The 26949-nt window shown below is 37.6% G+C and carries 23 protein-coding genes and 1 other RNA gene; 1 reads left to right on the top strand and 23 read right to left on the bottom strand.

Annotated features, from left to right (window positions below; translation table 11 throughout):
- Window positions 1-27: 27 nt before the first annotated feature.
- From infB to ACFIMS_RS07095, 22 genes are all read right to left on the bottom strand, one after another.
- Entirely contained in the window at window positions 28-2547 is a 2520-nt protein-coding gene (gene infB / locus ACFIMS_RS06990; RefSeq protein WP_375639486.1) for a translation initiation factor IF-2, read from the bottom strand.
- Window positions 2544-3179, bottom strand: a complete 636-nt coding sequence (locus ACFIMS_RS06995) for an RNA-binding protein (RefSeq protein ID WP_375630008.1) — start codon at window positions 3177-3179, stop codon at window positions 2544-2546. The genes infB and ACFIMS_RS06995 overlap by 4 nt, the downstream gene beginning before the upstream one ends.
- Window positions 3180-4811: a transcription termination factor NusA gene (nusA, locus tag ACFIMS_RS07000; protein WP_375696524.1), complete on the bottom strand. Its 1632-nt coding sequence runs from the start codon at window positions 4809-4811 to the stop codon at window positions 3180-3182. It lies immediately after the preceding gene.
- A gap of 47 nt (window positions 4812-4858) precedes the next feature.
- Complete coding sequence (gene rimP, locus ACFIMS_RS07005; protein WP_375611870.1) at window positions 4859-5509, bottom strand: ribosome maturation factor RimP; 651 nt, start codon at window positions 5507-5509, stop codon at window positions 4859-4861.
- Between the two features lie 127 nt (window positions 5510-5636).
- Window positions 5637-6338 (bottom strand): tRNA (guanine(46)-N(7))-methyltransferase TrmB, encoded by a 702-nt coding sequence (locus ACFIMS_RS07010; protein WP_375613311.1) that lies wholly within the window; start codon window positions 6336-6338, stop codon window positions 5637-5639.
- The gene (gene metK, locus ACFIMS_RS07015) at window positions 6335-7603 is read right to left on the bottom strand and encodes a methionine adenosyltransferase (RefSeq protein WP_375613312.1); all 1269 of its coding nucleotides are present in this window, start codon (window positions 7601-7603) and stop codon (window positions 6335-6337) included. The genes ACFIMS_RS07010 and metK overlap by 4 nt, the downstream gene beginning before the upstream one ends.
- 130 nt (window positions 7604-7733) lie before the next feature.
- On the bottom strand, window positions 7734-8147 hold the full coding sequence (locus ACFIMS_RS07020) for a helix-turn-helix domain-containing protein (protein ID WP_375611810.1): 414 nt from the start codon (window positions 8145-8147) through the stop codon (window positions 7734-7736).
- Window positions 8148-8295: 148 nt separating this feature from the next.
- On the bottom strand, window positions 8296-9930 hold the full coding sequence (gene lnt / locus ACFIMS_RS07025; protein ID WP_375613313.1) for an apolipoprotein N-acyltransferase: 1635 nt from the start codon (window positions 9928-9930) through the stop codon (window positions 8296-8298).
- Window positions 9893-10918 carry a hemolysin family protein gene (locus ACFIMS_RS07030; RefSeq protein ID WP_375613314.1) on the bottom strand — a complete coding sequence of 342 codons (1026 nt, stop codon included), beginning with the start codon at window positions 10916-10918 and terminating at the stop codon, window positions 9893-9895. Before ACFIMS_RS07030 ends, lnt begins: the two co-directional genes overlap by 38 nt.
- Window positions 10919-11027: 109 nt before the next feature.
- Window positions 11028-11495 (bottom strand): rRNA maturation RNase YbeY, encoded by a 468-nt coding sequence (gene ybeY / locus ACFIMS_RS07035; RefSeq protein ID WP_375611807.1) that lies wholly within the window; start codon window positions 11493-11495, stop codon window positions 11028-11030.
- Window positions 11492-12616 carry a PhoH family protein gene (locus tag ACFIMS_RS07040; protein ID WP_375613339.1) on the bottom strand — a complete coding sequence of 375 codons (1125 nt, stop codon included), beginning with the start codon at window positions 12614-12616 and terminating at the stop codon, window positions 11492-11494. The genes ybeY and ACFIMS_RS07040 overlap by 4 nt, the downstream gene beginning before the upstream one ends.
- Window positions 12617-12775: 159 nt before the next feature.
- On the bottom strand, window positions 12776-14152 hold the full coding sequence (gene miaB, locus ACFIMS_RS07045) for a tRNA (N6-isopentenyl adenosine(37)-C2)-methylthiotransferase MiaB (protein ID WP_375696525.1): 1377 nt from the start codon (window positions 14150-14152) through the stop codon (window positions 12776-12778).
- 31 nt (window positions 14153-14183) lie between these two features.
- The gene (gene rimI / locus ACFIMS_RS07050) at window positions 14184-14675 is read right to left on the bottom strand and encodes a ribosomal protein S18-alanine N-acetyltransferase (RefSeq protein WP_375696526.1); all 492 of its coding nucleotides are present in this window, start codon (window positions 14673-14675) and stop codon (window positions 14184-14186) included.
- Entirely contained in the window at window positions 14675-15361 is a 687-nt protein-coding gene (tsaB, locus tag ACFIMS_RS07055) for a tRNA (adenosine(37)-N6)-threonylcarbamoyltransferase complex dimerization subunit type 1 TsaB (RefSeq protein ID WP_375696527.1), read from the bottom strand. Before tsaB ends, rimI begins: the two co-directional genes overlap by 1 nt.
- A 734-nt stretch (window positions 15362-16095) precedes the next feature.
- A complete protein-coding gene (locus ACFIMS_RS07060; RefSeq protein ID WP_375696528.1) occupies window positions 16096-17124 on the bottom strand; it encodes a YeiH family protein in 1029 nt (342 codons plus the stop codon).
- A gap of 68 nt (window positions 17125-17192) precedes the next feature.
- Window positions 17193-17798, bottom strand: coding sequence for a recombination mediator RecR (recR, locus tag ACFIMS_RS07065; protein WP_273790577.1), 606 nt, complete (start codon window positions 17796-17798; stop codon window positions 17193-17195).
- A 30-nt stretch (window positions 17799-17828) separates the two neighbouring features.
- Complete coding sequence (locus ACFIMS_RS07070; protein WP_375611802.1) at window positions 17829-18152, bottom strand: YbaB/EbfC family nucleoid-associated protein; 324 nt, start codon at window positions 18150-18152, stop codon at window positions 17829-17831.
- 14 nt (window positions 18153-18166) lie between these two features.
- Window positions 18167-20107, bottom strand: a complete 1941-nt coding sequence (locus tag ACFIMS_RS07075) for a DNA polymerase III subunit gamma/tau (protein ID WP_375692280.1) — start codon at window positions 20105-20107, stop codon at window positions 18167-18169.
- Window positions 20108-20330: 223 nt separating this feature from the next.
- Window positions 20331-20428, bottom strand: an RNA gene (gene ffs / locus ACFIMS_RS07080) — signal recognition particle sRNA small type.
- Between the two features lie 1581 nt (window positions 20429-22009).
- Entirely contained in the window at window positions 22010-22417 is a 408-nt protein-coding gene (locus tag ACFIMS_RS07085) for a hypothetical protein (protein ID WP_375668310.1), read from the bottom strand.
- A 537-nt stretch (window positions 22418-22954) separates the two neighbouring features.
- Window positions 22955-23818 (bottom strand): prephenate dehydratase, encoded by an 864-nt coding sequence (locus ACFIMS_RS07090; protein ID WP_273790573.1) that lies wholly within the window; start codon window positions 23816-23818, stop codon window positions 22955-22957.
- The gene (locus ACFIMS_RS07095) at window positions 23815-24546 is read right to left on the bottom strand and encodes a 3-deoxy-manno-octulosonate cytidylyltransferase (RefSeq protein WP_375632301.1); all 732 of its coding nucleotides are present in this window, start codon (window positions 24544-24546) and stop codon (window positions 23815-23817) included. The genes ACFIMS_RS07090 and ACFIMS_RS07095 overlap by 4 nt, the downstream gene beginning before the upstream one ends.
- 104 nt (window positions 24547-24650) lie before the next feature.
- Between ACFIMS_RS07095 and ACFIMS_RS07100 the strand changes: the two genes are divergently transcribed.
- The gene (locus tag ACFIMS_RS07100; protein ID WP_375638368.1) at window positions 24651-25214 is read left to right on the top strand and encodes a c-type cytochrome; all 564 of its coding nucleotides are present in this window, start codon (window positions 24651-24653) and stop codon (window positions 25212-25214) included.
- 926 nt (window positions 25215-26140) lie between these two features.
- On the opposite strand, the gene ACFIMS_RS07105 is transcribed toward ACFIMS_RS07100, so the two are convergent.
- Window positions 26141-26935, bottom strand: coding sequence for a molybdopterin-synthase adenylyltransferase MoeB (locus tag ACFIMS_RS07105; protein ID WP_375613322.1), 795 nt, complete (start codon window positions 26933-26935; stop codon window positions 26141-26143).
- Between the last annotated feature and the right edge of the window lie 14 nt (window positions 26936-26949).

The raw sequence follows: 26949 nt of genomic DNA on the forward strand, positions 1-26949 counted from the left end.
TGAAATGAGGAAAGTTATTGGATTATTTTATAATGTGCGGTTAATATGTTCGATACGGAAGGTCTCAATGATGTCTCCTGCGCGCATGTCTTCATAATTTTCAAAGGCTATTCCACATTCTTGACCACTTTGCACTTCATTGACTTCATCCTTAAAGCGTTTGAGTGTTTTCAGCTTTCCTTCGTGAATAACGATATTATCGCGGATAAGGCGAACACCGGCTCCTCGTTCTATTTTACCTTCTGTAACACGACATCCTGCAACTTTTCCAATTTTTGTAATGTTAAAGACTTCTAGAATTTCAGCATTACCAAGGAAAGTTTCACGCTGTTCTGGTGAGAGTAATCCAGACATAGCAGCCTTGATATCGTCAACAAGATCATAAATGATGTTGTAATAACGAATTTCAATTCCTTGTGTTTTAGCAAAATCACGTGCCTGCTTATTGGCTCGAACATTAAAGCCAATTACAGCAGAGTTAGAAGCTTCTGCAAGAGAAATATCACTTTCGGTAATTCCTCCAGCACCAGAATGTACAATACGCGCACGAACCTCGTCATTTCCGAGTTTTTCCAATGCTGAAGCGATTGCTTCAATTGATCCTTGCACATCTCCTTTTATAATAAGAGAAAATTCCTTAACACCAGTCGTTTGCAATTTTGTCATCATCTGTTCAAGAGAACCACGCGAACCAGTTTGCCGCGCAACAGCTTTATCACGTGCTAATCGTTGCCGATATTCAGAAATTTCACGTGCTTTTGCTTCATGTGTGACAACAGCAAAACGGTCTCCGGCTTGTGGTGTTCCTTGCATGCCTAAAATTTCAATTGGTGTAGAGGGAACGGCCTCTTTGACATGGCGGCCATGGTCGTCAATCAAAGCACGTACACGACCCCATTCATTTCCAGCAACGATAATATCAGAAGGGTGTAATGTACCTTTTTGAACAAGAACTGTTGCAACAGACCCACGTCCGCGATCCAATTTGGCTTCAATGATAACGCCCTCTGCAGTTCGTTGAGGATCTGCTTTCAGATCAAGCATTTCAGCTTGAAGAAGGATAGCTTCGAGAAGTTTATCAAGATTTTGACCAGTTTTAGCAGAAACTTCAACGTCCAAAGTTTCTCCACCCATAGTTTCAACAAACACTTCATGTTGTAGAAGTTCTGTACGCACTTTTTGTGCATTCGCAGCTGGTTTATCAATTTTGTTGATAGCAACAATGATAGGTACACCAGCAGCTTTCGCATGATTGATTGATTCAATCGTTTGAGGCATAACACTATCATCAGCGGCTACAACGAGAACAGCAATATCAGTAACACGAGCTCCGCGTGCACGCATAGCGGTAAATGCAGCATGACCTGGTGTATCAATAAAGGTAATTTTTTGACCATTTTGTTCTACTTGATAGGCACCAATATGCTGCGTAATACCTCCTGCTTCGCCAGAAACAACATTTGCTTTACGAATAGCATCCAAAAGCGAAGTTTTTCCGTGGTCAACATGGCCCATAATGGTTACAACAGGGGCGCGCTGCTGCATGTTTTGAGGATTATCTGTTATATTAAAGATACCTTCTTCTACGTCAGATTCTAAAACACGTTTAACAGTATGGCCAAATTCAACAGCGATGAGTTCGGCAACATCTGCATCAATAACATCGCCAGGTTTCATCATTTGTCCTTGTTTCATCAAGAATTTAATCACATCAACAGAACGCTCAGTCATACGTTGTGCGAGCTCTTGAATGGTAATCGTTTCAGGAAGAACAACTTCGCGAGAAATTTTTTCTCTTGGTTCTTGATTTTGTGCACGCTTAAACTTTTCCTGTCTACGCCGCATTGCAGCCATTGAGCGCCCACGTGCGCTTCCTTCTTCATCCAGTGCACTATTCAGAGTTAGCTTTCCGCGTCTCCGCTCATCAGCTCCTTTGACAACTTTGGGTACACGTATTTCTGACTTAGCAGGATTAGCACGTCGACTATGCCGTTCTTCCTCTTTATTGTCATCTATTTTGCGTTTTTCAACCACGGTTGTGTGTTTAGGCGCAATAGGAATATCTGTCTGTTCAATGAGAGGGGGAACAGGTGGAGTCTGTACTGGCAATATTTCTTCTTCTTGTTGGAGATGTATTTCTTTTTCTTTAATTTCTTGCTGTAAAATTTCTTCACGCTCTTTAGCGCGTCTTGCTTCTTCTTCGGCTTGTTCTCGCGTTATTTTTTCTTGGATATGTGCTTCTTCTAACGCGCGAAGTCTCGCTTCCATTTCAGTTGATGAAAGATTGCTTTTGGTCACAGATTCTTGAGGCTTTTTCCCCTCAAAACGCGGTTTAGAACGCTGGGGGGCCACATGCGGCTTTGTAATGGGCTGTAGGGTTTCAGCTTTTTCATCAGGTCGCGTAATTTTACGCCGTTTGGTTTCGACAACGACAGCCTTCGTACGGCCATGACTAAAATTTTGTTTAACCGTGCTCGTTTCCAAGACAGACCTCTTGAGAGTTAGTGTCTTCTTGACGGTTGTTTTGTCGTTGTTATTTTCACTCATTGTACTTCCTTCACGGCTTGTGCCGTCATCTCACTAGACTTACTATGCTTGTCGTCACGATAGCTGATCAATTTACATGTTGTTTTGAGAAATCCTTCAGCAGCTTTTGTGTCCAGTAAGGCCGCGTGCATTACAGGATTAGAGCCAAAAGCCACTCGCATTTCATCACTTGTAAATAAAGATATGGTTTTTATAGTCCGATTTGTTTGTTGTTGTATTGAATGGATGGCCTGTGCAATTTTTCGTTTCCCATCTTCTGTTGCTTCTTTAGCATGAAGTACAAGAATAACTTTACCAGAGCGGATAGCAGCGTCAACCTTTGTTGCTCCCATAACAATTGCTCCCGCTTTTCGTGCCATGGAAAGGCTTGAAAGAGCGGCTTTTAGTAAAAGCGTATCAACAATATGCACAAGATTTGGTGCAACCTCAACATCTGTTTTAAAATTTCTATGAAAAGCTTTCTGTTTGATTGCTTTCTCAATAACAGCGTGATGGGCAGAAATCCAAACGCCACGCCCTGGTAAATTCGCTTTAAGATCAGGAACAATTTGGTTATTGGGACCAATAACAAAACGGATCAGCGTTTGTGCTGAAGCATTTTTTCGGGTCACAATGCAAGTCCGTTCGTTCATTTAAAGTGTATCCACATCCAAATCATCTGTTTTTTCATTTTCTGCAGAATTTTCATCTTCTACAGGACTTTCTGTAACAAGATCAGCTTGGTCTATCCAGCCTGCTTGTACACGTGCGGCTAAAACCATAGCTTCTGCATCTGCGCGTGTAATGTCAAAAGGGGTTAAAATACCAGAAAAATTCTGTGTTTGACCTTCTTTACGTTCTCTCCAACCAGCTAAATCATCAACGGCATAGCCAGCAAAGTCTTCTATTGTTTTTACACCATCTTCACCTATAGCAACCAACATAGCACTTGTCATTCCAGGAAGTGTTCGCAATTCGTCAGAAACTCCAAGCTTTTTGCGTTTTTCATCAAGTTCTTTTTCTTGATGATCAAGATATTCGCGGGCACGACTTTGGATTTCAGCGGCGGTATCATGGTCAAAACCATCAATAGAAGCGATTTCTTCAAGATCAATATAGGCGATTTCTTCAATAGAAGAAAAACCCTCTGATGCCATAACCTGTCCGATCATTTCGTCAACCTCTAAGGCTTCCATAAACAATTTACTCCGTTCAGTAAATTCTTTTTGACGATTTTCAGATTCTTCCTTTTCCGTTAAAATATCAATGTTCCATCCTGTTAGTTGCGAAGCCAAGCGAACATTTTGCCCACGTCGTCCAATAGCAAGGCTAAGTTGATCATCTGGCACAATAACTTCAATCCGTTCAGCATCTTCATCAAGGATGATTTTAGAAACTTCAGCAGGTTGCAGTGCATTAACGACAAATGTTGCCGCATCAGGCGACCAAGGAATAATATCAATTTTTTCGCCTTGTAATTCAGCAACAACAGCTTGTACACGACTTCCTCGCATTCCAACGCATGCTCCAACAGGATCAATGGAACCATCACGTGAAACAACGGCGATTTTAGCCCGTGAACCTGGATCACGAGCAACAGATTTGATTTCTATAATACCATCATAAATTTCTGGTACTTCCATAGTGAAAAGTTTTACCATAAATTGGGGATGTGTGCGTGAAAGGAAAATTTGCGGACCACGCGTTTCACGGTGTACATCATTGACAAAAGCACGAATGCGATCTCCATAGCGGAATGATTCACGAGGAATTAATTCATCACGGCGAACAATAGCTTCACCGCGCCCTAGATCAACGATGACGTTACCATATTCCACACGCTTAACTGTACCAGAAATAATTTCACCAACTTTATTTTTGAATTCTTCATATTGCTGATCGCGCTCTGCATCGCGTACTTTTTGTACAATAACCTGTTTAGCAGATTGTGCTGCGATACGTCCAAAATCCATAGGAGGTAAAAGATCAGCAAAAAAATCACCAATTTTTGCTTCTGCTTGACGTTTGAGAGCATCAGACAAAGTAATTTCCGTTGTATAGTCTTCAACGACATCAACGATTTTAAGCAGGCGCTGTAATTTAATTTCACCTGTTTTAGAATTGATTTCAGCACGAATATTGGTTTCTTGACCATAACGAGAACGTGCTGCTTTTTGAATAGCATCAGCCATCGCAGAAATGACAATTTCACGGTCGATTGACTTTTCACGTGCAACAGCATCTGCAATTTGCAGAATCTCAAGCCTGTTAGCGCTTGTAGCCATCAATTTTCTCCTTCTTTGTGCCACACGATGGGTATTTCCCAGTGATATTATTTTTTGAAATTGAGCGTCTGTATAGAGTCGTTAGCGTTCTCTTCGGCAATGAATTGTTGACTTAAATCTTTATTTTGTTTCAATGCATCGCGAATAAGCTCATCGGTAAGCACTAAATGCGCATTTATGATATCACAAAAGGAAATAGGGGTATACATGGCTTCTCCATAAGCAGCTTTATCAGTGTTTAAAATAAATCCATCTTGCGTGATATTTGTAAGTGTCCCACGAAATTTTCGGCGCCCATCAATTGTTATTTTGGTTTCAATTTTTGCAAGATGCCCTTGCCAATGAAAAAAATCAGATTTTCTTACCAATGGACGATCAATTCCAGGTGATGAGATTTCTAAATGATATTTGCGTTCAATAACATTTTGTACATCAAGGAGGGGAGAAACTGTTCGACTAACAGTTTCACAATCTTCTATGGTCATAGAACCATCGGCACGTTCAACCATAATTTGAAGTGTTAAACCATTTTGACCAAGAAGTTTCACACGAACCAAACGAAAACCTAAAGGTTTAAGTAGTGGTATGACAAGAGCAGCAACCTGTGCTTCGATACCATCTTCTTCAAACAGGCGCGGTTCGTCAAGATTGCTTATTTTTTCAGCTTCGTTCATACATTTTATCCAAGTTGGTTTCATCAGTTTTATGATATTAAAAAAGAGCGGGTCCAACGGCCCACTCTTCATCATAAGACCAAGAATTTAACTATTGATACTCTTAAATTCAAAATTTTTCAAGTTGTTTATGAGAAAAGCGCTTGATCATTTATTTCTTGATAAAGGTAAGATAGGCAGGCGTTCGTCCTTCGCGTAAAGCTTTTGCTTCATAGCGGGTTCCACTCCATAGTGGATAAGGGAGTTTCCAGTCTTGAGGGCTTTCTGCTTTCCATTCAAAGTGATCATGTTGTGCACAATGGTACAAAGTCCAGTTTACATAACTGTCTATATCGCTAGCAAAGCGAAAAAATTTTCCTATTTTAAGAACACGAGCAAAACGGTTAAGATTTTTTATATTGATGAAGCGTCGTTTCCAGTGTTTCTTTTTCGGCCAAGGATCAGGATAGAAGAGGTCTATTCCATCAAGCGAGTTATCAGGGAGCCAATCAAGAAGGCGTGTAGCATCATCATTATAGAGGCGAAGACGATTTTGATGGTTTTGATGCTGTTCAAGAGACGATAATATTTTTGCCATGCCATTGATAAAGGGCTCGACGCCGATAAAACCGGTTTTTGGAAAATATGCCATTTCATGAAGTAAATGTTCACCTCCACCAAAACCGATTTCAAGTCGAATTTCTCTTACTTTGCTTGAAAATAAGGATGTAAGGTTTAAGGGAGGAGGGACATTTAAATCAATATTCAAACTGGGGAGAAGCATTTGTATACGTGTAAGCTGACTGTCTCGAAGTTGTTTTCCTTGTCGGCGTCCAAAAAATGCTTCACTCTTACGTATATTATGTTTAATCATGGGATTTGGATCATTGTTTGAAGCGTTTTCACGAGATCAGTTTTTTCCCATGAAAACGAACCATCGTGTTTTGGTTTACGACCAAAGTGACCATAGGCAGCTGTTTTCGCATAAATAGGTTTATTGAGGTCAAGATGTTTTCGAATGCCGGTAGGTGAAAGGTCCATTATTTTGCGGATGGCTTCTTCAATAACCTTTTCATCGACTTTTCCTGTTCCATGAAGATTAAGATAAATAGATAAAGGTTGTGCAATACCAATTGCATAGGAGAGTTGAATGGTGCATCTCTCTGCTAAATGAGCAGCAACAATATTCTTAGCCAGATAGCGTGCCGCATAGGCAGCAGAACGATCAACTTTTGTTGTATCTTTTCCTGAAAAAGCACCGCCTCCATGGGGTGCTGCACCTCCGTAAGTATCCACAATAATTTTGCGTCCCGTTAATCCGGCATCGCTTTGAGGGCCTCCAATGACAAATTTTCCTGTTGGGTTAATATACCAACTACATTGAGCTGCAATGGGAATGTCATGTAAAGCTTGGCGAATGTAAGGTTCAACCACTGTACGTACTTTATTGGAATCCCAGCTTTCATCAAGGTGCTGCGTTGAAAGAACAATGGATGTGACCTCTATCGGTTTTCCATTTTTATAACGTATGGTTATTTGGCTTTTAGCATCTGGTCCTAATTTTCCAGTTTCTCCCTCTCCTTTATGACGAGCTGCGGCAAGAAGTTTGAGAATTTTATGCGCATAATAAATTGGCGCAGGCATGAGATCAGGTGTTTCACGGCAAGCATATCCAAACATGATACCTTGATCACCCGCTCCTTCTTCACCATGCCGATCCGTAGCATTATCAACCCCTCTTGCTATATCAGCTGATTGTGGGCGCAAAAGAACATCAATTTTAACAGTTTTCCAATGGAAGCCTGCTTGTTCATAGCCAATGGTACGAATAGCACGGCGCGCTGCTGTACGAAAACGTGTAGGATTAATGAGTGGAAAGCTAGTTTCATCATAGATGAATTCTTTATTTTTATCTTTTTTTAATAGCGTATCGGGAACACGTACTTCACCAGCGATAACAACACGGTTGACACTGACGAGAGTTTCACAGGCAACGCGTACTAACCATGGATCAGTACCAGTCTTTTCAGCTTCTTTATAGATCATATCAACGATTTCATCGGAAATACGATCACAAATTTTATCAGGATGTCCTTCCGATACCGATTCGCTCGTAAAAAGATAATCTTGATGCGGCATAGGAACTCCTTCAAAAAAGAAAACCAACGATTTAATCAATTGCTTACTAAAGTCGTCACCATTTGCTAATTCTACAGCAAATAGTCAATGCAAATGTATATGAATAAAAGAGAAAAGATATAATTTTAATTTATAACTTATTTGTCAAATCTTCCTCAGAAAGTGCTTTTGCCAAGTCAATAATTTTTCGACGCACTTTAGCATCAGATATATTTGTAAAAGCGCGCATGAGCTGAATCCCTTCGCTGCTAGAACAAAAGTCTATAAAATTGTGTTCACTTTCAGCAAAACCCTCTACTTGTTGGGAGGTAATACCTTTATCAAAAAAGTAAGAAACAGGAACATCCATAATTTCCGCTATCGCTTGAAGACGGCTGGCACCAATACGGTTTGTTCCTTTTTCATATTTTTGGATTTGCTGAAAAGTAATTCCTAATTTTTCACCTAGTTTCTCTTGAGTGAGTCCTAAAATATTACGACGTAAACGGATACGAGTTCCAACATAGATATCTATAGGGTCAGGTTTTTTTCTAGTTTCGGTCATAATGCAACTCTTTATTTCCAGCATTTTTCTTCTAAACCAACATCATATTTATGCGCAGTTGATTTATCATATAATTAAAACAATATGTAATATTTTTTCCCAATATCACTGGTACACACAACACAATACCGTACAAAGGGCACTTGAATCATTTAAGCTGTTTTGTAAAACCAAAACCAATACGACACAATAGCATAAGGATGAATAAGATAAAAGTAGAGAAAGTTCTGTATTCATTGCTTCCTATAGGGGTAATGGATGATGGAACTTGTGAATCAATAATGCCCACAGCATTTTGTCGAAGAGCTACAACGATTCGTCCATAAGAATCAATAACAGCTGATATGCCATTATTGGCGGCCCGTATGAGGGGGATTCCCAGTTCAACGGCACGAAGCTGTGCTTGTTGAAGATGTTGATAGGGTCCAGGTGTTACACCAAACCATGCATCATTTGTAATATTAATAATTGCTTGAGGTGGGGAGCCTTTAAAAGTCATTTCATGGGGAAATATTGCTTCATAACAAATTAAGGGTAGATAAGAAAATCCGTTTGGCATTGTAACAATTTTGCGCACACTTGCAGCACTATATCCACCAATATTATCAGCAAGGGTACGCAATCCAATTTTTTTCAATAAATTCTGATAAGGAAGATACTCACCAAAAGGAACCAAATGAAGTTTATCGGAAGTATTTAAAATATTACCTTGAGCATTAATGACTGCAATTGTATTAAAATATTGTGTTTGGGAATGAGGTAGATCATTGCTGGCGCGTATTGCTCCAACAATAGCCCATTGTTTAGGTTTTAAAAGAGAGGCAATGCGCATTGTGATAGATGAATTATCATAGAGAAGGTAAGGAACGGAAGCTTCAGGCCATACGATAAAATCGGGTTCTGAATTTTGATCGGTTGTTGGCGTTGCACTTAGCTTCATATGTGCTTCCAACATAGATTCTCGTGTATTATCACGCAATTTTATATTTTGTTGGATGGACGGTTGAACAATGCGCACCCAATAAGCACTTTTTTGATCTTCAGTTGTGTTTTCTATAGTATGAAGACGATAAAACCCAAAACCACAGTGAATGAATATAAGTGATAAGCAAAGAGAAAGTGCCACTTTCTTTTTTTCATCCGTTAATAAAACAGTTGGCAAACTGTAGGCTAAGACAGCAAGAATATTCATTCCGTAAAGTCCTACGATTGCATCAGATTGCATGAACATTGGGGTTGGCATGGCTGTATAGCCAAGAGAATTCCATGGAAATCCTGTGAATAAAAACGCACGCAACCACTCGGATAATCCTAATGCAAAGGCTAAAACAAAAAAGCGTGCTATTCCTTTTGTCCATAATAAACCGACAATAAAACCAGAAAAAAACCAATAAAGAGAAAGGTAGAGTGGAGGGAATAAAATGGCTAATGGGACTGCCCAACCAAAAGAATCTGGATCTGTTAACAAAGCATTGCATAGCCACCAAAGGCCGCAAATAAAATAACTAAAACCAAAGGTTCCACAGCTTAAAGCGTAAGTAAAAAAATGTTTTTTATTGTTTTTGGTGGCCCGTATTGAGTCAAGTAAAACAATAAAGAGAGGGAAAGTTAAAAAGCAAAGAGGCGTTAAATAAAAGGGTGGAAGTGCAAAAGAAGTAAGAGCACCACACAGAAATATCCATGCTTGGCGCTTCCAGCCTGTAACAGAGAACAAAAAAACGATGAAATTGTTTAAAAATACTGGACTATTCTTTAGGGATGGCATTGTTCTCAAGATTCTCATTTTTGGGAATGCGAAAAATGCGCAATCGTTTAATCCGGCGTTTATCAGCTTCTAAAATACGAAATCTATAGCCAGGTACAGCTTCGACAATTTCACCTTTAGCAGGAATGCGATCAAGAATTGAGACGATCAAACCACCAATAGTATCAACTTCATCACCATATTCCCCTACGATAAAATCAGGACCAAGAGCTTTCTCCACATCTTCTAGTTCAGTTCTTGCATCAACGAGCCATTTATTATTTGGTTCACGTACGATAGCATTGTCGACATTATCATGTTCATCTTCGATATCCCCAACGACTAACTCAACAATATCTTCCATTGAAACGAGACCATCTGTTCCTCCATGTTCATCAATAACTAAAGCCATTTGAGTTCGTGTAGTTTGCATCCGTGTTAATAATTTGCTTGCAAGCATAGAACTGGGAACAAAGAGAACTGTTCGGATCAAATCCAATTCACCGATTGGAGTATGCAAGTCTGTATGGTTTAATTGAAGCAAATCAGATTTTTGTTCGGTTTTTGTTGGGTTGATAATAAAGCGAGTGATGTAGTTAAGAATATCGCGGATATGGATCATGCCGCGCGGATCATCTAAAGTTTCAGCATAAACGGGGATACGAGAATGACCAATTTTTGCAAAACATTTAAGGGTTTCTCCAAGAGAGGTGTTTATTTCTAATGCTTCGATTTCAGAACGAGGTATCATAACATCATCCACGCGTGCTTCACGTAAGCGTAAAATGTTATGCAGCATAGTACGTTCTTCAGGTGAGAAGAGGGCGGTATCTTTTTCATTGTTAGTCGTGAGTGCAACGGTAAGATCATCGCGCAGTGACGTAGATGCACAATTACGACCCCGTAAGAATGAAAATAAATGATTCATCAGGGAATATTTCTCTGTATGATTCGTCTGCTGAGAGGGGTCTTTTTCATTATTAGAAGATGCTTGACTATTATTTTGTGCATTTATTTTGTTTGCCATGGTTTTGAAATCTTCTAGACTTTCTTTTTTATAATAGATAAATAAGAGGCTTTAAATGGTATGCTGGTAATATTGATTTTAAAAGTTAAATTTTATCATTGATAGACAATTATGCGTAAGGATCTTTTATGGAAAGCTTTTGAAGAATTTCTCTTTCGAGCTTTTCCATTTTATATGCTTCATCATCAGTTTCATGGTCATAACCAAGCAGATGCAAGATACCATGAACAATCATATGTGTTAAATGGTCTTGAAATGTTTTTCCTTCTTTCTCTGCTTCGAAAACAACAGTTTCTCGGGCAATAATAATATCACCGAGTATGGGACCAGGTCGATTTCCAGCTTTAAGTGGAAAAGCAGGAAAGGATAATACATTAGTAGATTTGTTTTTGTTGCGCCATTGTGCATTGATTTGTGCCATATGTTCATCATCCGTAAAAAGCAGGCTAATCTCGCTTACAACATTTGCCAATGAAACATGATGCATAGTTGCCATTAATGCTTTTTCAGTGATATTATAAAGCATTTTCTCATCATTCCACCCTGCGCTTTTAATCATTATATCAATAATAATCATGATGAATCAAATTCATTTTTTAATGCATCGCATGCGAATGATTTTTTTTTATTTTGTATTTCGGAATCACGATCATAAGCACGAACGATAGCAGCAACAAGTGGGTGGCGTACAACATCTTTTTCATCAAAATGCACAATTGCAATATTTTCTACATTTGAAAGAATGCGAATTGCTTCAATGAGACCTGATTTTTGCCCTGTAGGCAAATCAATTTGGCTTACGTCACCGGTAACAATCATACGTGTTCCTTCTCCAAGACGTGTGAGGAACATTTTCATTTGCATGGGCGTAGTATTTTGTGCCTCATCAAGAATAACAGCAGCATGGGCAAGTGTTCGTCCGCGCATAAAGGCGAGAGGAGCAATTTCTATGACACCAGAGGCTAAAATGCGTTCTATTTTTTCAGCGGGCATCATATCATAAAGAGCATCATAAAGTGGTCGTAAATATGGGTCGACTTTTTCTTTGAGATCACCGGGAAGAAAACCAAGATGTTCTCCAGCTTCAACAGCCGGACGTGAGAGAATAATTCGCTCAATGATACCACGTTCTAGAAGCATTGCAGCATGAGCAACAGCAAGATACGTTTTTCCTGTTCCTGCTGGTCCTACACCAAACACAAGTTCAGTATGCTCCATAGCACTTATGTAAGCGTCTTGTGTTGGAGTTCTTGCATGAATTATTTTTTTATGGGTACTCAACCGAGCTGCTATACGTTTCGTTGCAGATTTGTGTGTTATTGTGTCTTCTTTCTGCTTCTTTGGTATATTTGCCATAGCAATCGCTCCTTTTATATCTGATAAAGTGAGCTCTTGATGTGTTTTGGCACGTTCATAAAGCTGCTGCAATGCATATTGCGCACGTTTTATAACAGAAATATTTCCACGGATTAAGACTTCATTACCACGCGGATGAATACTAAGTTCGAGTTTTTTTTCGATATAAGCGAGATTTTCGTCAAATTTACCAAAAACTGCTTTTGCATATTTATTATTTTCGAAAATCAAAACAACTTGGCTCACATCTGAAGCGCTTGTTTGTTTCAAGGTATCAGCCTTTTCAAGGGACATATTTACTTTTTCTTTAATACGCTTTATTTTTTCGGTTGAAGCTTTCAGCCTATTCTCCATATTTACATAAATATTGCACATTTTGTTAAGTAAACTTTATAAAAGACAATTTTTACAAAAAGTGCACGCTTTAGATGTAATCATTTGCTTTTAAAATAAAAGAGTTTTCCAAAATATTTATTTTTGAACAAGGTATTAGAGGCATGTTTATCTATTTGTCACTTCACCAACAAAACTGTTTGAGCTTGCATTTTTAATATGAATTTCTATCACGCTACCTGTAGAGGCTTCTGTATCGACAACAACAGGTAAAAGCCAAGGGGAACGCCCTACCATTTGCCCTGAGTGACGTCCAGGTTTTTCGATGAGAACGTTCGTTTTTTGATCAATTTTAGAACGCAAAAACGCATTTTGTTGCTCAAGGAGAAGGGCTTGTAAATGTTGAAGTCGGGCATCTTTTACAGATTCATCAACATGATTTTTCATTGTGGCTCCCACTGTTCCAGGACGGGGGGAATATTTAAAAGAATAAGCTGAACTGTACTGTACTTGTTGAATAAGTTTAATGGTTTCTTCAAAGTCTTCATCTGTTTCTCCTGGAAACCCTACAATAAAATCGCCTGAAAAGGCAATATCTGGCCGTACGGTTCGAATTTTTTCGATAAGATGAAGATAATGAGAGCTTTTGTGTTGTCGGTTCATGGCTTTTAAGATGCGATCTGAACCTGATTGAACAGGAAGATGGAGGTAAGGCATTAACATATCAAGATCTCGATGCGCGGCAATAAGGCTATCATCCATATCACGTGGGTGGCTGGTTGTGTAACGCAAACGCTTTAAACCATCGAGTTTTGCAAGATGATAAAGAAGATCGCCAAGACGCCAAGTTTTGCCATCAGCACTTTGTCCATGCCAACCATTGACATTTTGTCCAAGTAGCGTAATCTCTTTAACACCTGCTTCAATAAGCTGGCGGGCTTCCTCGGTAATTTGCTCGACGGACCGTGATATTTCAGCACCCCGCGTATAGGGAACAACACAAAAAGTGCAAAATTTGTCGCACCCTTCTTGTACTGTTAAAAATGCGCTAACACCCCGTTTTCTTACTGCATGTTTATTATGAGGCGGCAAATGAGCAAATTTATCTTCAACAGCATAGTCTGTTTCGATAATCTTTTTTCCTTGTTTGGCTTTTTCTAACAATTCTGGCAGGCGATGATACATTTGTGGACCAATAACAAGATCCACTGTTGGCGCACGGCGCAAGATTTCACTTCCCTCAGCTTGTGCAACACAACCCGTTACACCAACCATCAGGGGTTTATCAGGTGTGCGCTCTTGACGTATAACGCGCAAACGACCAAGATCAGAATAAAGTTTTTCTGCTGCTTTTTCACGAATATGACAGGTATTAACAAGAATAAGATCGGCATCATTGGGAATTTGTGTTGTCACATAGCCTTGCGAACTGAGGCTATCAGTCATCCGTTGGCTATCATAAACATTCATTTGACATCCATAGGTTTTGATAAAAACCTTTTTAGGAGCAACAGGAGGCGTATTTTTAGGATTTACTTTATTCATAGCGCATGTGTAAATGTTTTTTACACAAATCTCAATCTATTTGCTTAAAAGTTTTTTGCATGATAATTGCATCACCACGACCATTTTTTGACGCGTAGTAGGCAAGACGTTCAGAAATTTTTTGAAATTCAAAGCGTTGATAAAGGTTCAAAGCAGAAAGATTTGTGGCTTCTACTTCCAAGAATAATTTTATGGCGCCCTTGTCGTGAAGATAGTGAACTGTGCTTTCAATAAGAAAGGTACCAATTCCTTTTTGACGATAATGAGGGTGAACAGCAATTGTGATGATTTCTGCTTCATCAAGGATGAGACGGCATAGGCAAAAGCCTAAAATTTGATCAGAGTGATCAATGAGAAAAGCTTTGTATCCGAAGATAGAGTGATCTGTTAAGAAATTATCAAAAGCTTGTTTTTCCCAAGAAGGGGTAAAACAATGCTGATGAATTTGATGAAGAGAAGCACTATCATTAACTTGTAGCGGAGCAATTCCAAAATTCTTTTTTGTCAATGAAAATTTGGTCATTATTTTTTTTGTGGTAAAGCAAAATTGGTTTGTTGTTTTGCATCAGCGCTGCGTAGATAGAGTGGGCGAGGTGAATTTTTTGATTGTTTGTTTGCAGCAAGATAAGCATAGTTTACAATATCGGCCGCTTCGCAGGGGATTTTTTCTAGGACAATTTTTTCGTGTATTTTATGGTTTTTAATATGCTCCACAACGACATCAGCAGCTGGGCCAGTCAGTCGGGTTTTTTTTGGCAAATCTTCGAGGATATTTTCAATTGTTTTTAATCCCGGCTCTCCCAAAGGTGTGAGATCATTATGAAAATTTTGATGGTAGAACATCCCTCTCCCTGCTTCAATGACAACAGTAATTGCCGATGCTGTACTTTTACTGTTTATAACTTGTGCTGCTAACGCTTCAAGAGCACTCACTCCAACAGCTGGTATTTCAAGTGCTAATGCCAAAGCGCGCGCTGTTGCAACACCGACACGCACACCAGTAAATGATCCAGGTCCAATATTGACAGCAATACGCTCAACTTGATCAAGCGTCATATTGGCTTGTTTCATTATTTGTGTAATCTGCTCAATAAGTTTTTCAGCATGTCCTTTGTTCATGCGCTCATTGATACGCGCAATAACAGATTTATGACGAATAAGCGCAACAGCACAATAAATTGAAGCGGTATCTATAGCAAGGATAAGCATAAAAATATTTTAGTTGAATAAAACGATAAATAAAAGTCCTGCTGTATTTTTAATCTTTTCATTATCGTATATTTCATTTGTAAGAAAGTTACTAGTGACAATAAGCAACAATATCTTTTTATGGGATAGAACGAGATGTTGATTTAATCCTTATTTTTATCACTTTTTGAATGAGTACCTTGAGTATTGTAAGATTCTCTTATTTTAAGTCTACTTATGGTGAAACAATTAAAGTTATTAGCTTGTATATTACAAGCGGAGTTAGCGTATGAATCAAAACTGTTGAAGAAAAGAATAAAAACTCCTTCACGAATCGTTTAAATGGAAGGGTTGTCACAACTTGTAAGCTATCAAATAGTACTTTGATGCCACTTGTATTACATAGTAAGTAAAAGTAATTTAAAAGAGGAAAAGTTATGACCCCACATTTTTTCCAAATAAGAACATATTCTATCCGTCTTTATATAAAAAACTCAGCATAATGAGAGCAGATGAAAGAAATGGCATTGTTTTGCATGAGTTACGTATTTTGATACTACCCTGTTGCAAATCATTATGGACTGAAAAGCACATTTGACAGTTTTCACTTAAATATCAGCTCTTTCAATTTTTTGTATAGAATAATGAGCAGTATTTTAGAACTTTTTCTAGTTTATGAAAGAACTGATTTTAATAATAATGAGGACTTTGGGTTGATTGTATACTACGTTGAAAAAATAATAATCAATGCACATTTAAAATGTTATATGATTTAAATCATTCAATTGTATCATGATAAGGCTACAAATACCGAGAATAATTATGGAGCAGGTTGAAGCCAAAATGACGCGCCATCCTGCTTTTTTTAGTGATCGGATATCAACACCTAATCCTAGTGCAGCCATTGAGATAACAGTAAACAACTGGGCAATAAATTTGATGGGATTGATAGCCTTTTCAGGGATAAGACCACTTGAGCGAACAAGCATCATGATAATAAAGCCAATGATAAACCATGGGACGAGGGTATGTAAACGCAAGCGTGTTTGTGCTGATCGGCGATAAATGATTGATAGAGTAAAAATAACAGGGCCTAACATGAGAACCCGTACTAATTTGACAATTGTTGCAATTTGAACACTCAGAAAAGAGATAGGTGCTGTTGCTGCTAAAACCTGTGGTACAGCATACACAACCATGCCAGCAAGCACACCATATTGGCTAAATGACAAATTCAGAGATGGATGTAAAAAGGGTAAAAATAAAATAATAAGAATTCCTAAAAGAGCAGTGAAGGCAATTGACGCGGCTACATCGTCATGTTTTGCTTTTATGACAGGTGCAACGGCAACAATAGCTGAATTGCCACAAATAGCATTCCCACAAGCGACCAGCATTGCTAAATGTGTAGAAAGCCCGAAAAGTCGGCCGATGGCAAAGCTCAGAATAATCGTTACGAATATCACGAATATGATACTAGCAAGCAAATTCCAACCAGCTGAAAGGACTGCGTTAATGCTAATGCTTGCTCCTAGAAGAACGATAGCAATTTCGAGAAGTGTTTTTGCACAAAAGGTGATACCTTTTTGAAAATATGTTGGCAAAGGAAAACAACTACGGATAATCGATCCTAAAAGAATTGCCAAAACAAGGCTTTCAAGCCATGCTTGTCCAAAAAGCTGTTTTTCTACAACTTCTAAGCCATAAGCTAAGGCTGATATGAGTAAACATGTTAGAATACCAGGACCAAAGTCGTTTAAAAGTGAGAGATGTTTTTTGATCATTTTAATATTTCCCCATAAAAAGAAATGATAGTAAATAAAGCGAGATAACAGGTAAGAGAAAGAAATTTTTAAAGATTTGTTCTTGCTTGTACAGCTGCTGCTAAAGTTCCATCATCAAGATAATCAAGCTCGCCTCCTACAGGAACACCATGAGCAAGTCGCGTAATTTTAACTGGAAAATTAGAAAGCTGATCGGTGATATAGTGAGCAGTTGTTTGACCTTCGACAGTCGCATTGACAGCAAGAATAATTTCCGTAATAGGGTTTTGTACAACACGCTGTATTAAGGTGGCAATGTTGAGTTCGTCAGGACCTATTCCATCTAAGGGGGAGAGTCGTCCACCCAACACATGGTAACGTGCGGCTAAAGTTTTTGCGCGTTCAAGAGCCCACAGATCAGCAATATCCTCAACAACGATGATTGTTGTATCATCGCGGCGCAAATCTGTACAAATTGAACAAGGATCAATGGTATCGACATTTCCACAAACAGAACAAATGCCAACTTTTTCTATAGCTGCTTGTATAGCCGCTCCCAAAGGCTCCAGCAATGTCTCTTTTTTTTTGATAAGATGAAGCGCAGCACGACGTGCTGAACGTGGACCAAGACCTGGTAACCGTGATAAAATCTGAATGAGACGTTCAATCTCAGGTCCTGCAATGTATTTAGACATATTTTTGTCTCACGGGAAAAAACCGTTTCATTAAAATGGAAGTTTGAAACCTGATGGGAGTGGTAGCCCTGCGGTCATACTTTTGGTTTTTTCTTCTATTGCAACTTCGATTTTTGTTCTTGCTTCATTATAAGCTGCCATAATGAGATCTTCAAGAATTTCACCTTCCTCAGGTTTGAGTAATGAAGGATCAATTTGAATTGCTGTTATAATATTTTTGCCATTTAAAGTGATATTGACGAGACCACCCCCTGCAGTGCCCACAGCTTGCAGATTAGCTATTTCCTCCTGAATCTTCTGCATTTTTTCTTGCATTTCTTTGGCTTTTTTCATCATGCTCATCATTTCACGCATAGGAATAGGTATCCTTATTCATCATTGATATCATTTTTATTTTTAAAAATATCAGCATTTTTAAAGGTATTGGAGAGTAAATCAAGATCATTTTCTTCTTTATTGAGTCGAATATCGACAATTTTTGCTTCTGGGAAATGATTGAGGATTTTCGCAATATCAGGATCTGTTTCTGCATTGGAAAAAAGAGTCTTTTGAATCGCTATACTTTCCTCCTGTAAGGTTGGGCCACCTCCTTCATTAACAAAAGTTATTGTCCAGCGTTTTTCAGTCCATTGAGATATCTTTTTTTCTATATCATGAGCAAGAAATTGTGGGGTATTTTCAGAAAGTCTCAAGGTAATATGCCCAGCTTCAAAAGAAACAGGATGAACAAATTCTTTAACAAGGAGTTTGAAAGGAACGTCATTATGCTGTTCGGCTAATTGAACAATATCGTGCAAAGAATTAATCACGAGAGTTTTAGGTTCAGTAATCTTTTCTGTTGTTTGCGTGACAGAATGCGATAAATTTGCAATCTTTTCAGAAAGATCAGTAGATTGAGAAGTTTCTAGAATTTCTGTTACTTCTTGGGCGCTGATTTTGTCATGGTTTTGATTTTTAACTAAATTTTCTGGTTGTAAGGAATGATCTAATTGGTTTTTCAAAGATGTTTTTAAATCTGATTGATCGGCTAATGTATTTGAAATGCTCGAGGAAGCATGGGCTCCGACCATTGTTTCTTTTGTTATATTATTTGCATTTGTAGATTCTTGATGAGAAGAGTTTTTAACCAGTGTGAGAGGCGTTTTTTCTTGCGTAAGCTTTTTTAAAGCCTCATCAAGAGTTGGTAAGTCAGCCGTGTGAGCAAGACGAATTAAAAGCATTTCAGCGGCTTGAAGAGGACGTGCAGTTTGATTAACTTCCTGTAAACCTTTGAGTAACATTTGCCAGTTTCGGGATAAAATAGGAACGGAAAGTTTTTTTGAAAAGTCTAAACTTCTTAAACGTTGTTCTTCAGTCAGAGAGAAATCTTCCACTATTTCTGGTGTAAAACGTAAACGTGTGACCAGATGATTAAAATCGGCTAGTTCTGTCAATATAGTAAGAGGATCAGCACCTGCTTCATATTGACTGCGTAATTCATGTAACGCATTGACAACATCGCCCTTCATGATAAATTCAAAAAGATCAATAATACGTGCTTGATCCGCTAATCCTAACATTGTACGCACCGCAATAGCATTAACATTGCCATTGCTATGGGCGATTGCTTGATCAAAAATGGATAATGCATCACGTGCAGATCCTTCTGCAGCACGGGCAATCATAGAGAGTGCTTGATCTTCTACTTCTACCTTTTCATATTTCGCAATTTGACGCAAATGTGCACTCAAAGCTTTTGAGTCAATACGTCGTAAATCAAAACGTTGGCAACGCGAAAGAATTGTAATAGGAACTTTGCGAATTTCTGTTGTGGCAAAAATAAATTTCACATGGGAAGGTGGTTCTTCAAGAGTTTTCAATAAACCATTAAAGGCTTGTGTTGAGAGCATATGTACTTCATCGATAATATAAACCTTATAGCGTGCAGAAACAGGACGATAGCGTATTTGTTCAATAATTTCACGAATATCATCAATGCCCGTATGAGAAGCGGCATCCATTTCTATAACATCAATATGGCGTCCTTCGATAATTTGTGTGCAATGTTCACCAAGAGAGTCCAATACAGTTGTTGGTTGATCAATATCTTTTGTTTTATAATTAAGCGCACGTGCCAAAATACGTGCTGTTGTGGTTTTACCTACGCCACGAATCCCTGTTAACATCCACGCTTGTGCAATACGACCTTTTTCAAAGGCGTTGGTGAGAGTACGCACCATAGCTTCCTGACCAATGAGGTCAGAGAAGTTTTGGGGTCGATATTTACGAGCAAGAACACGATAGGCTGTTTCTACCGGTAAATTTTCCATGAGTATTTCCAACTTCGAAGTTCTTTATGCGTACATTTTGATAATACAAAAGCATAGATCAATACTGTAGTCTCATATAAAAGGATTTTTTCTTAATCAAATTATTTATGGGACAATTTGTTTAAAAATAACAAAACCCCTTTATTTGCTGCATACAAATGCTGCTCTGAAGATTAAAAATACCTCGCTAAAAGACAGCATAAAAAATAATTTCTTCAGCAAAATAGGAGGTTGGAACGATGACCCGTACCAGAACTCGTTGGGGCTGCTTCTTTCCAGACCTGACCCAGTTGGCGAGTAGTCCGTCCACCACCAACCTCCCAAGCTCATATTGTCGATTTGGAATGAAAAATCAAGATCAGAAACGAAAAATATCCTAAGAACGACGAAGAATTTTCCTTTGCGTTTAATTTATTGACATATAAACAACAAAGAGATTGTGGATTTACCAGTTTTTATAGCCGTAGCTCTTCATATTTATTTGGTATGAAAATATTTTTTCGCTTAAGATAGTCTGAATGTATAATTATTCTCATTCGCTGAAACATGTAAGAGTTTTAGGATAGATACATCTGTTCTAAAACTACGAAATTGAATCATCAAAAATTTACAACAGTCAAAGAAGCAAATAAAGCAGATAGATCATGTAATTGGCTAACATTTGAAAGTTAGGGGGAAGAGTGCTATTTAAATAATTATAAAATATTGCTTTAATGGTGTTGCTCCTCTATACAAAAAATCCCAAACAGAATACATTTAATGTTGTACATTCACAGGCTTTTTAAAGAGCGATTGCTCAATACTCTTAACTATATTTCAAACTCTACTCGTAAATAGTATACATACTCTCCTTGAGATATAAGTCCATTGTGCACTATCCTTTTTATGCTTAATAAAAGTATAAATTTTAGCCCTCATACTACTTAACAACTCCCAATGTTGCGATCCCTTGCACTTGAAAGGCTTTATAAGAAGCATTTTTATTCCTTTTTTAATCGTTTTTACTCACACACCACTCTCATTTGTAACTTTCAAGGAAACGATTTTAATGGATTCAATATGAGATTTAAGATGGGAGGATCTTACTTTATTTGTGGTTGTAATTCAGTGTAAGAAAATCAAAGTCTTATAATGATAAGTCAATATATTAAATATCTTATAAGAGAACCACCTCATTTCTATAGTGAATGAGAATATCAAATATGTAATATTTTTTCTTTTAACGTATATAAATACTGAGTAGATGTTATCGCTCTTTTTTTGCGTGCTTGTTCTTTTAATTAAAAAACATTGATGTTTATCACAAGATGGATCAATATATGAATTTTCATTATTTGAGAAAAGGTTTCATATATTTTTAAGGGACTGTACTCATGCAAGAGAAGATGCAACATTAAACGCTATAGAAATAAGGGGGTACTGATTTTATAAGCATAAAAATGGTTCTTATTCGATATAAGCGACATTTTATAGTTTCAAATAATTATATCCTTTAATAAGGAGGGAAAAGCGAGATGAATTTTTACAAAAGCTGAATGAGTATGATTTAAAATGCAGCGAGGAATGCATCTGTAGAGCAAATTTTACTTTTCTGTTTATCTAAGTGATTTGGGTACGATGTGCTTTATAGTACTTAAAATAAAGCAGTTGCGAAGATAGAAGTTATATTCTTATTAAAAAAATAGCTCTGATAGTAGAAAATACAGAACAATTTAATTTTAGTCATTTAGTTTTCGCAAAAGTTCTTTAATATCTAACCTTATAAGCAGCTTAAGGTTTGCCATATTAGGATAAAAATAAGCTTTTCAGCGATTAGTTTTAATGGCTCATTATGCCCTATTTTGAAAAAAATACCTAAAAAAAGAATAACTCTACTCAAATTTAGATGTTATAGAAATATTGTTAATCATAATCTCCTGTGTCACAATTTGTTCCAACAACTTTTTTCTTCGTAATATTTTTAAAAATATAATGTCCTGACGAAGGAAAACTTATATGAAGAGATTTTATATTTTTTAGGATAAAGATCTTCTTTTCTTTATCATGGGTTATTTTCTTTTCATCATCAACAGCAATTCTCAATTTGTTTAAATCAGAAGGGGTAGAGTATGATAAAGTAAAGGATACTTTCTTCGGTTCAAAGATACTACAAGAGTATTCAGCTCCTTGATGGATTGTATCGGATGGGATGATCACAACACTTTCATCCAGCCCAAAATTCCATTTTCTCTCACCAAAGCCAGCAAACGCACCACTAGAGTAGGCGAGAATATTTGTGGCTAATAATCCTTGCATGAAGATTTTTTTCATTATCCTCTCCTTTTTCTAAAGTGAGGTGAATCATAAATCAATTTTTATAAAGATAAAAGCTCAAACTTAACGCTAAAATCAGGGCTAAGTTGCATTTTCTAGTTTTAAACCATGTTTAGAATGACATTAATCTAAGAGATTTGAATGCTCTATTATGTATAATAATTTGAATTGTTTTGAGAGCTAATTTAGAAGTTCGTTATCTTTATTGGAATATTGTCAGAGGAAATGACTTTTCTCAAGAAGCTCTCTTTGAATATATAAAAGGAAATAGATGGTACAAGCGTTTTTATTTTTGGTTACTGTGTTTTTTTACACTGGTTTTTATACAAGTTGAAGTGCTTTTTATCATGATATAATTTGTGAGAAAATATTATGCAAATAATTTATATATTCTGTTACGAGCTGTTTTTTCTTCTTCAGTTTTTATGAAGGGTGTTGAGTAGAAAAAAACGAGCTCTTTCAAGATACGTTGCATTATGAAATTTTTACGATGCTTTTTGATATCAACAAAAAATGATAGCAGCTTAATTGCTTTTATATATACGATGTTCGATCGTTTTGTGCTGGATAAGTACCGATAATACGCAGTTCTGCAGAAAAGAAAGATAATTCTTCTAAGGCAAGTTTCATCATCGGGTCTTCAGGATGTCCTTCAATATCAACAAAGAACTGTGTTGCATTGAAATTTCCACCAATTTGATAGCTTTCTAATTTTGTCATATTGATACCATTCGTTGCAAATCCTCCCATAGCTTTATAGAGAGCAGCGGGGACATTGCGCACTCGAAAAAGAAGACTGGTGATGATTTTTTCGCCATTTTGAGGTTTGGGGACATGTCGTTTGGAGCGTGAAAGGATGACAAAACGGGTAATATTATGAGGGTTATCTTCAACATCTCTTTCAAGAATATCAAGTCCATAGAGTTCTGCTGCGATTAAAGGTGCTAAGGCAGCCTGTGAACGTTTAGCATTTTTTTTAATAAATTTTGCAGCTCCAGCGGTGTCAGCAGAAACAACAGGTTTCCAACCGTTGTTTCGTATGATTTTTCGGCATTGTGCAAGGGCATGCGTATGGCTGTGGACGGTTTTAATTTCGTCATGTGTAACGCCGGGCAAAACCATGAGTTGAAAATGGATAGGTAAAAAATATTCATCAATAATATAAAGAGATGACTGTGGTAAAAGATGATGAATGTCTGCAACGCGTCCCGCAAGGGTATTTTCAATAGGGATCATAGCAAGATCAGCTTTCCCGCTTTCCACTAAATTAAGGGCGTCTTCGAAAGTAGCAGAGGGAACAGCATCCATATTGGGGAACATATTGGAGCAAGCAATATGGGAATTAGCGCCGTATTCTCCTTGGAAAGAAATTTTATTGGTTTTTTTAAGTATTTTCATGCTAAAATCTCACAAACTCTATCGAGATCATGTTGTGTGTCTACACCTAAGGGAATTGTATCGACTATTTCCACATCGATACGCATATTGTTTTCTAATGCACGTAATTGTTCAAGTTTTTCACGTTTCTCAAGTGGTGAGGGTTTGAATGATACAAATTTCTCAAGTGCTTCGCGCCTATAGGCGTATATTCCAATATGGTGATAAAGAGGACCCTCTCCATAAGGTGCTTTGGCGCGCGTAAAATAAAGAGCACGAAGGCGATTTTGAGAAAGCGGTGTACCAATGATTTTGACAACATTGGGATCTCTTGTTTCATTTTCTTCAATGATTTTGGCACCCAAGGTTGCAATATCAGTAAAGCTATTTTCTAAAGGGCGTAGCGCACGAATGATTTCACGAGGCATGATTGTTGGTAAGTCACCTTGTATATTTAAAATGGCGTTGTAGCGTTGTTCAGGATCAATGCGCACTAAAGCTTCATAAATACGATCAGATCCAGACTTATGATCACCTCGTGTTATGATATATTCATGCCCATAATCTGCAACAGCTTTAGCGATATCATTATGATCTGTTGCAACGATTGTACGTCCTATTCCAGCTTTTTTGGCTTGTTCTACGACATGAACAATCATCGGTTTTCCGCCAATTTCAGCGAGAGCTTTTTGAGGAAGACGGGTTGAGCCCATACGGGCAGGAATAAGAATAATTGGTTCAAGAGCCATTGTAAGATTCCCAATGTCATCTGTGATGCATTTATGATATTGTGTGTTATAAAGAAAAAGCTTAAACTAAAAATGGTAATAAAACCGTGAACATTTGAGTTTTTATGAATCGCTCGAGATTTATTTATTTTATTTGTGCTTGTTTATGTGTGCTGGTCGCTATTGTGGGGATTTCCACACTCAGCAATATAATTTACGATCATCCTACATCAGTCCAATATCATCATACAGTTGCCAAGAATGATATATTTCAAGAAAAACAAAAAGCACCTGATGTTTCCCTATCACTAAATAGCCGCCTTCAACAAGGCAATTTTGAAAATGGCCGTAAAGTTTTTCGCCAATGTGCCATATGCCACACATCTGGGCGCAATGAAGCAGGGCGTGTTGGTCCAGTTCTCTGGGAGATTGTTAACCGCCCTTTGGCATCAGCAGCAGGTTTTGCTTATTCACGGGCATTACGTGCTCATTCTGATCAAAAATGGGATTTTGTAACGTTAGATCGTTATTTACATTCTCCACGTGAAGCTTTTCCTGGGACCATTATGTCTTTTCGTGGAATTAAAAATGACCAAGATCGTGCCGATCTCTTGCTTTATTTACGCAGTTTATCCGATCATCCTGTTCCTTTACCAATGGATAATAATAAAGCGAACGAGCCAAATTAACTTATACCATAGATGTTAATTTTAGAAAGAAGTCTGATTTTTTTGTAATTTTAGTTTCACAGTTTTATAAAAAGAGCTCTTATTGATGTTTTGTTAGGGGGGAACGCCCCTCACGCAAAACAGAACATATTTAACATTGCATATTTACTCGCTTATTTTAAAGAGATCTTTTATAAAAATGCACTCTTTACGCTGTCGTCTGTGGATTGGTTTTCAAGATTTGTGTGCTTCACTTTTTCTACATATACTTGTCTGTGAAATTATTGCTGAAGGATTATCAATTCATGAGCCGCAGCTTTCTGCTTCTGAATGCAATAATTATGTAATTAAAGCTCTCCATGAGGTTTATCTCAATCCTTCTATACACATCAATCCCTATGTACTTTTACATCAAGTCCCATGTATTTTTCTTATGAACAGAGACAATTGATTGTTCTTATACGTGCAATAATCCTAAGCTGCATTTTATGATGCTCGATGAATAGACGTTTTCTCTTGAGGTTAGAGATGTACGGACAGATCATTGACCTTTTATAGTATCGATCACTAAAATATGACTTAAATTATTTATTTATAGGTTATGGTTTGAAGTAAGCACTTTCATGTGAAACAATTTTTATGTGTGAATAGTAAAATAGTTGAATAGAGTTCTGCTGATTGTATTTTTATCTACGTCGAAAATTTTTTACACAAGAATACTGATAGCAGCTGCGTTCCCACGAGTCTCTGTCCATTTATAGACGATGACATGAAATTATGCTGATAATCCATTATAGAGAATTATTTTTTCACAAAAGGTTTGCCATATTTGTGATAAATTTAATAGGTTTCATTGGTTACAATGTTTCGATGACTTGCGATAAAATTAATTAGTATTTCAATACATATTGCGAGAGTGCTAAAAATTAGTGGAAGAGAGGACATAATCATGATTCTCCAAGCTTCTTAATAACTATGGTATTTTCTTTATAATTTGAGCGTTTATAAGTAATAATATTAAATTGCGCTAATAATCCATTATAGAGAAGAATCTTTCCTACTAATGGCTCTCCGATGTTTGTGATCATTTTAATAACTTCCATTGCTTGTAGGGTCCCAATAACGCCAGGTAAAACACCGATGATTCCAGTTTCAGCGCATGTTGGGATAGTCCCGTGAGCTGGAGGGGTGGGAAATAAATCGCGATAGTGAGGATTATTGTCTTTATACGGCATAAGGACCGTTAATGAGCCATTAAAACGTTCTACAGCACCGCTTATTAGAGGTTTTTTGCATTGGGCAGCGTGATCAGCGAGAAGATAGCGTGTGGTAAAATTATCACTTCCATCAACAATGATGTGGTAAGCATTGAGCAGTTTATCCACATTACTTTTATCTAAGCGTAGGGTGTGTTTTTTAACTACAACATGGGGATTTATTGCTTTTATAGTGGTTTCAGCACTGTCTGTTTTGCTTTTGTTGATTGCATTTGTTTTATGAATAACTTGGCGTTGTAAATTGGAAAGTGAAACGATGTCGTTATCGACAATTCCAAGGGTTCCAACACCTGCGGCAGCCAAATAGGTTAAGACAGGAGCACCAAGACCACCCGCGCCTACAACAAGAACACGTGCTGTTTTTAGCTTTTGTTGCCCTGCACCACCAATCTCAGGCAAAATGATGTGGCGTGCATAGCGTTCGATTTCTTTGTTGTTTAATTTTATATCTGTTTCTTGTGTCATAAATTTTCTCTTGT

Source organism: Bartonella sp. AP331QHHD (genome assembly GCF_042195905.1).
Classification (GTDB): Bacteria; Pseudomonadota; Alphaproteobacteria; order Rhizobiales; family Rhizobiaceae; genus Bartonella.

Bases quoted from the DNA above. Each gene is read 5' to 3' on its own strand.
- infB (WP_375639486.1), bottom strand. From the start codon at position 2,547: ATGAGTGAAAATAACAACGACAAAACAACCGTCAAGAAGACACTAACT.
- ACFIMS_RS06995 (WP_375630008.1), bottom strand. From the start codon at position 3,179: ATGAACGAACGGACTTGCATTGTGACCCGAAAAAATGCTTCAGCACAA.
- nusA (WP_375696524.1), bottom strand. From the start codon at position 4,811: ATGGCTACAAGCGCTAACAGGCTTGAGATTCTGCAAATTGCAGATGCT.
- rimP (WP_375611870.1), bottom strand. From the start codon at position 5,509: ATGAAACCAACTTGGATAAAATGTATGAACGAAGCTGAAAAAATAAGC.
- ACFIMS_RS07010 (WP_375613311.1), bottom strand. From the start codon at position 6,338: ATGATTAAACATAATATACGTAAGAGTGAAGCATTTTTTGGACGCCGA.
- metK (WP_375613312.1), bottom strand. From the start codon at position 7,603: ATGCCGCATCAAGATTATCTTTTTACGAGCGAATCGGTATCGGAAGGA.
- ACFIMS_RS07020 (WP_375611810.1), bottom strand. From the start codon at position 8,147: ATGACCGAAACTAGAAAAAAACCTGACCCTATAGATATCTATGTTGGA.
- lnt (WP_375613313.1), bottom strand. From the start codon at position 9,930: ATGAGAATCTTGAGAACAATGCCATCCCTAAAGAATAGTCCAGTATTT.
- ACFIMS_RS07030 (WP_375613314.1), bottom strand. From the start codon at position 10,918: ATGGCAAACAAAATAAATGCACAAAATAATAGTCAAGCATCTTCTAAT.
- ybeY (WP_375611807.1), bottom strand. From the start codon at position 11,495: ATGATTATTATTGATATAATGATTAAAAGCGCAGGGTGGAATGATGAG.
- miaB (WP_375696525.1), bottom strand. From the start codon at position 14,152: ATGAATAAAGTAAATCCTAAAAATACGCCTCCTGTTGCTCCTAAAAAG.
- rimI (WP_375696526.1), bottom strand. From the start codon at position 14,675: ATGACCAAATTTTCATTGACAAAAAAGAATTTTGGAATTGCTCCGCTA.
- tsaB (WP_375696527.1), bottom strand. From the start codon at position 15,361: ATGCTTATCCTTGCTATAGATACCGCTTCAATTTATTGTGCTGTTGCG.
- ACFIMS_RS07060 (WP_375696528.1), bottom strand. From the start codon at position 17,124: ATGATCAAAAAACATCTCTCACTTTTAAACGACTTTGGTCCTGGTATT.
- recR (WP_273790577.1), bottom strand. From the start codon at position 17,798: ATGTCTAAATACATTGCAGGACCTGAGATTGAACGTCTCATTCAGATT.
- ACFIMS_RS07070 (WP_375611802.1), bottom strand. From the start codon at position 18,152: ATGCGTGAAATGATGAGCATGATGAAAAAAGCCAAAGAAATGCAAGAA.
- ACFIMS_RS07075 (WP_375692280.1), bottom strand. From the start codon at position 20,107: ATGGAAAATTTACCGGTAGAAACAGCCTATCGTGTTCTTGCTCGTAAA.
- ACFIMS_RS07085 (WP_375668310.1), bottom strand. From the start codon at position 22,417: ATGAAAAAAATCTTCATGCAAGGATTATTAGCCACAAATATTCTCGCC.
- ACFIMS_RS07090 (WP_273790573.1), bottom strand. From the start codon at position 23,818: ATGAAAATACTTAAAAAAACCAATAAAATTTCTTTCCAAGGAGAATAC.
- ACFIMS_RS07095 (WP_375632301.1), bottom strand. From the start codon at position 24,546: ATGGCTCTTGAACCAATTATTCTTATTCCTGCCCGTATGGGCTCAACC.
- ACFIMS_RS07100 (WP_375638368.1), top strand. From the start codon at position 24,651: ATGAATCGCTCGAGATTTATTTATTTTATTTGTGCTTGTTTATGTGTG.
- ACFIMS_RS07105 (WP_375613322.1), bottom strand. From the start codon at position 26,935: ATGACACAAGAAACAGATATAAAATTAAACAACAAAGAAATCGAACGC.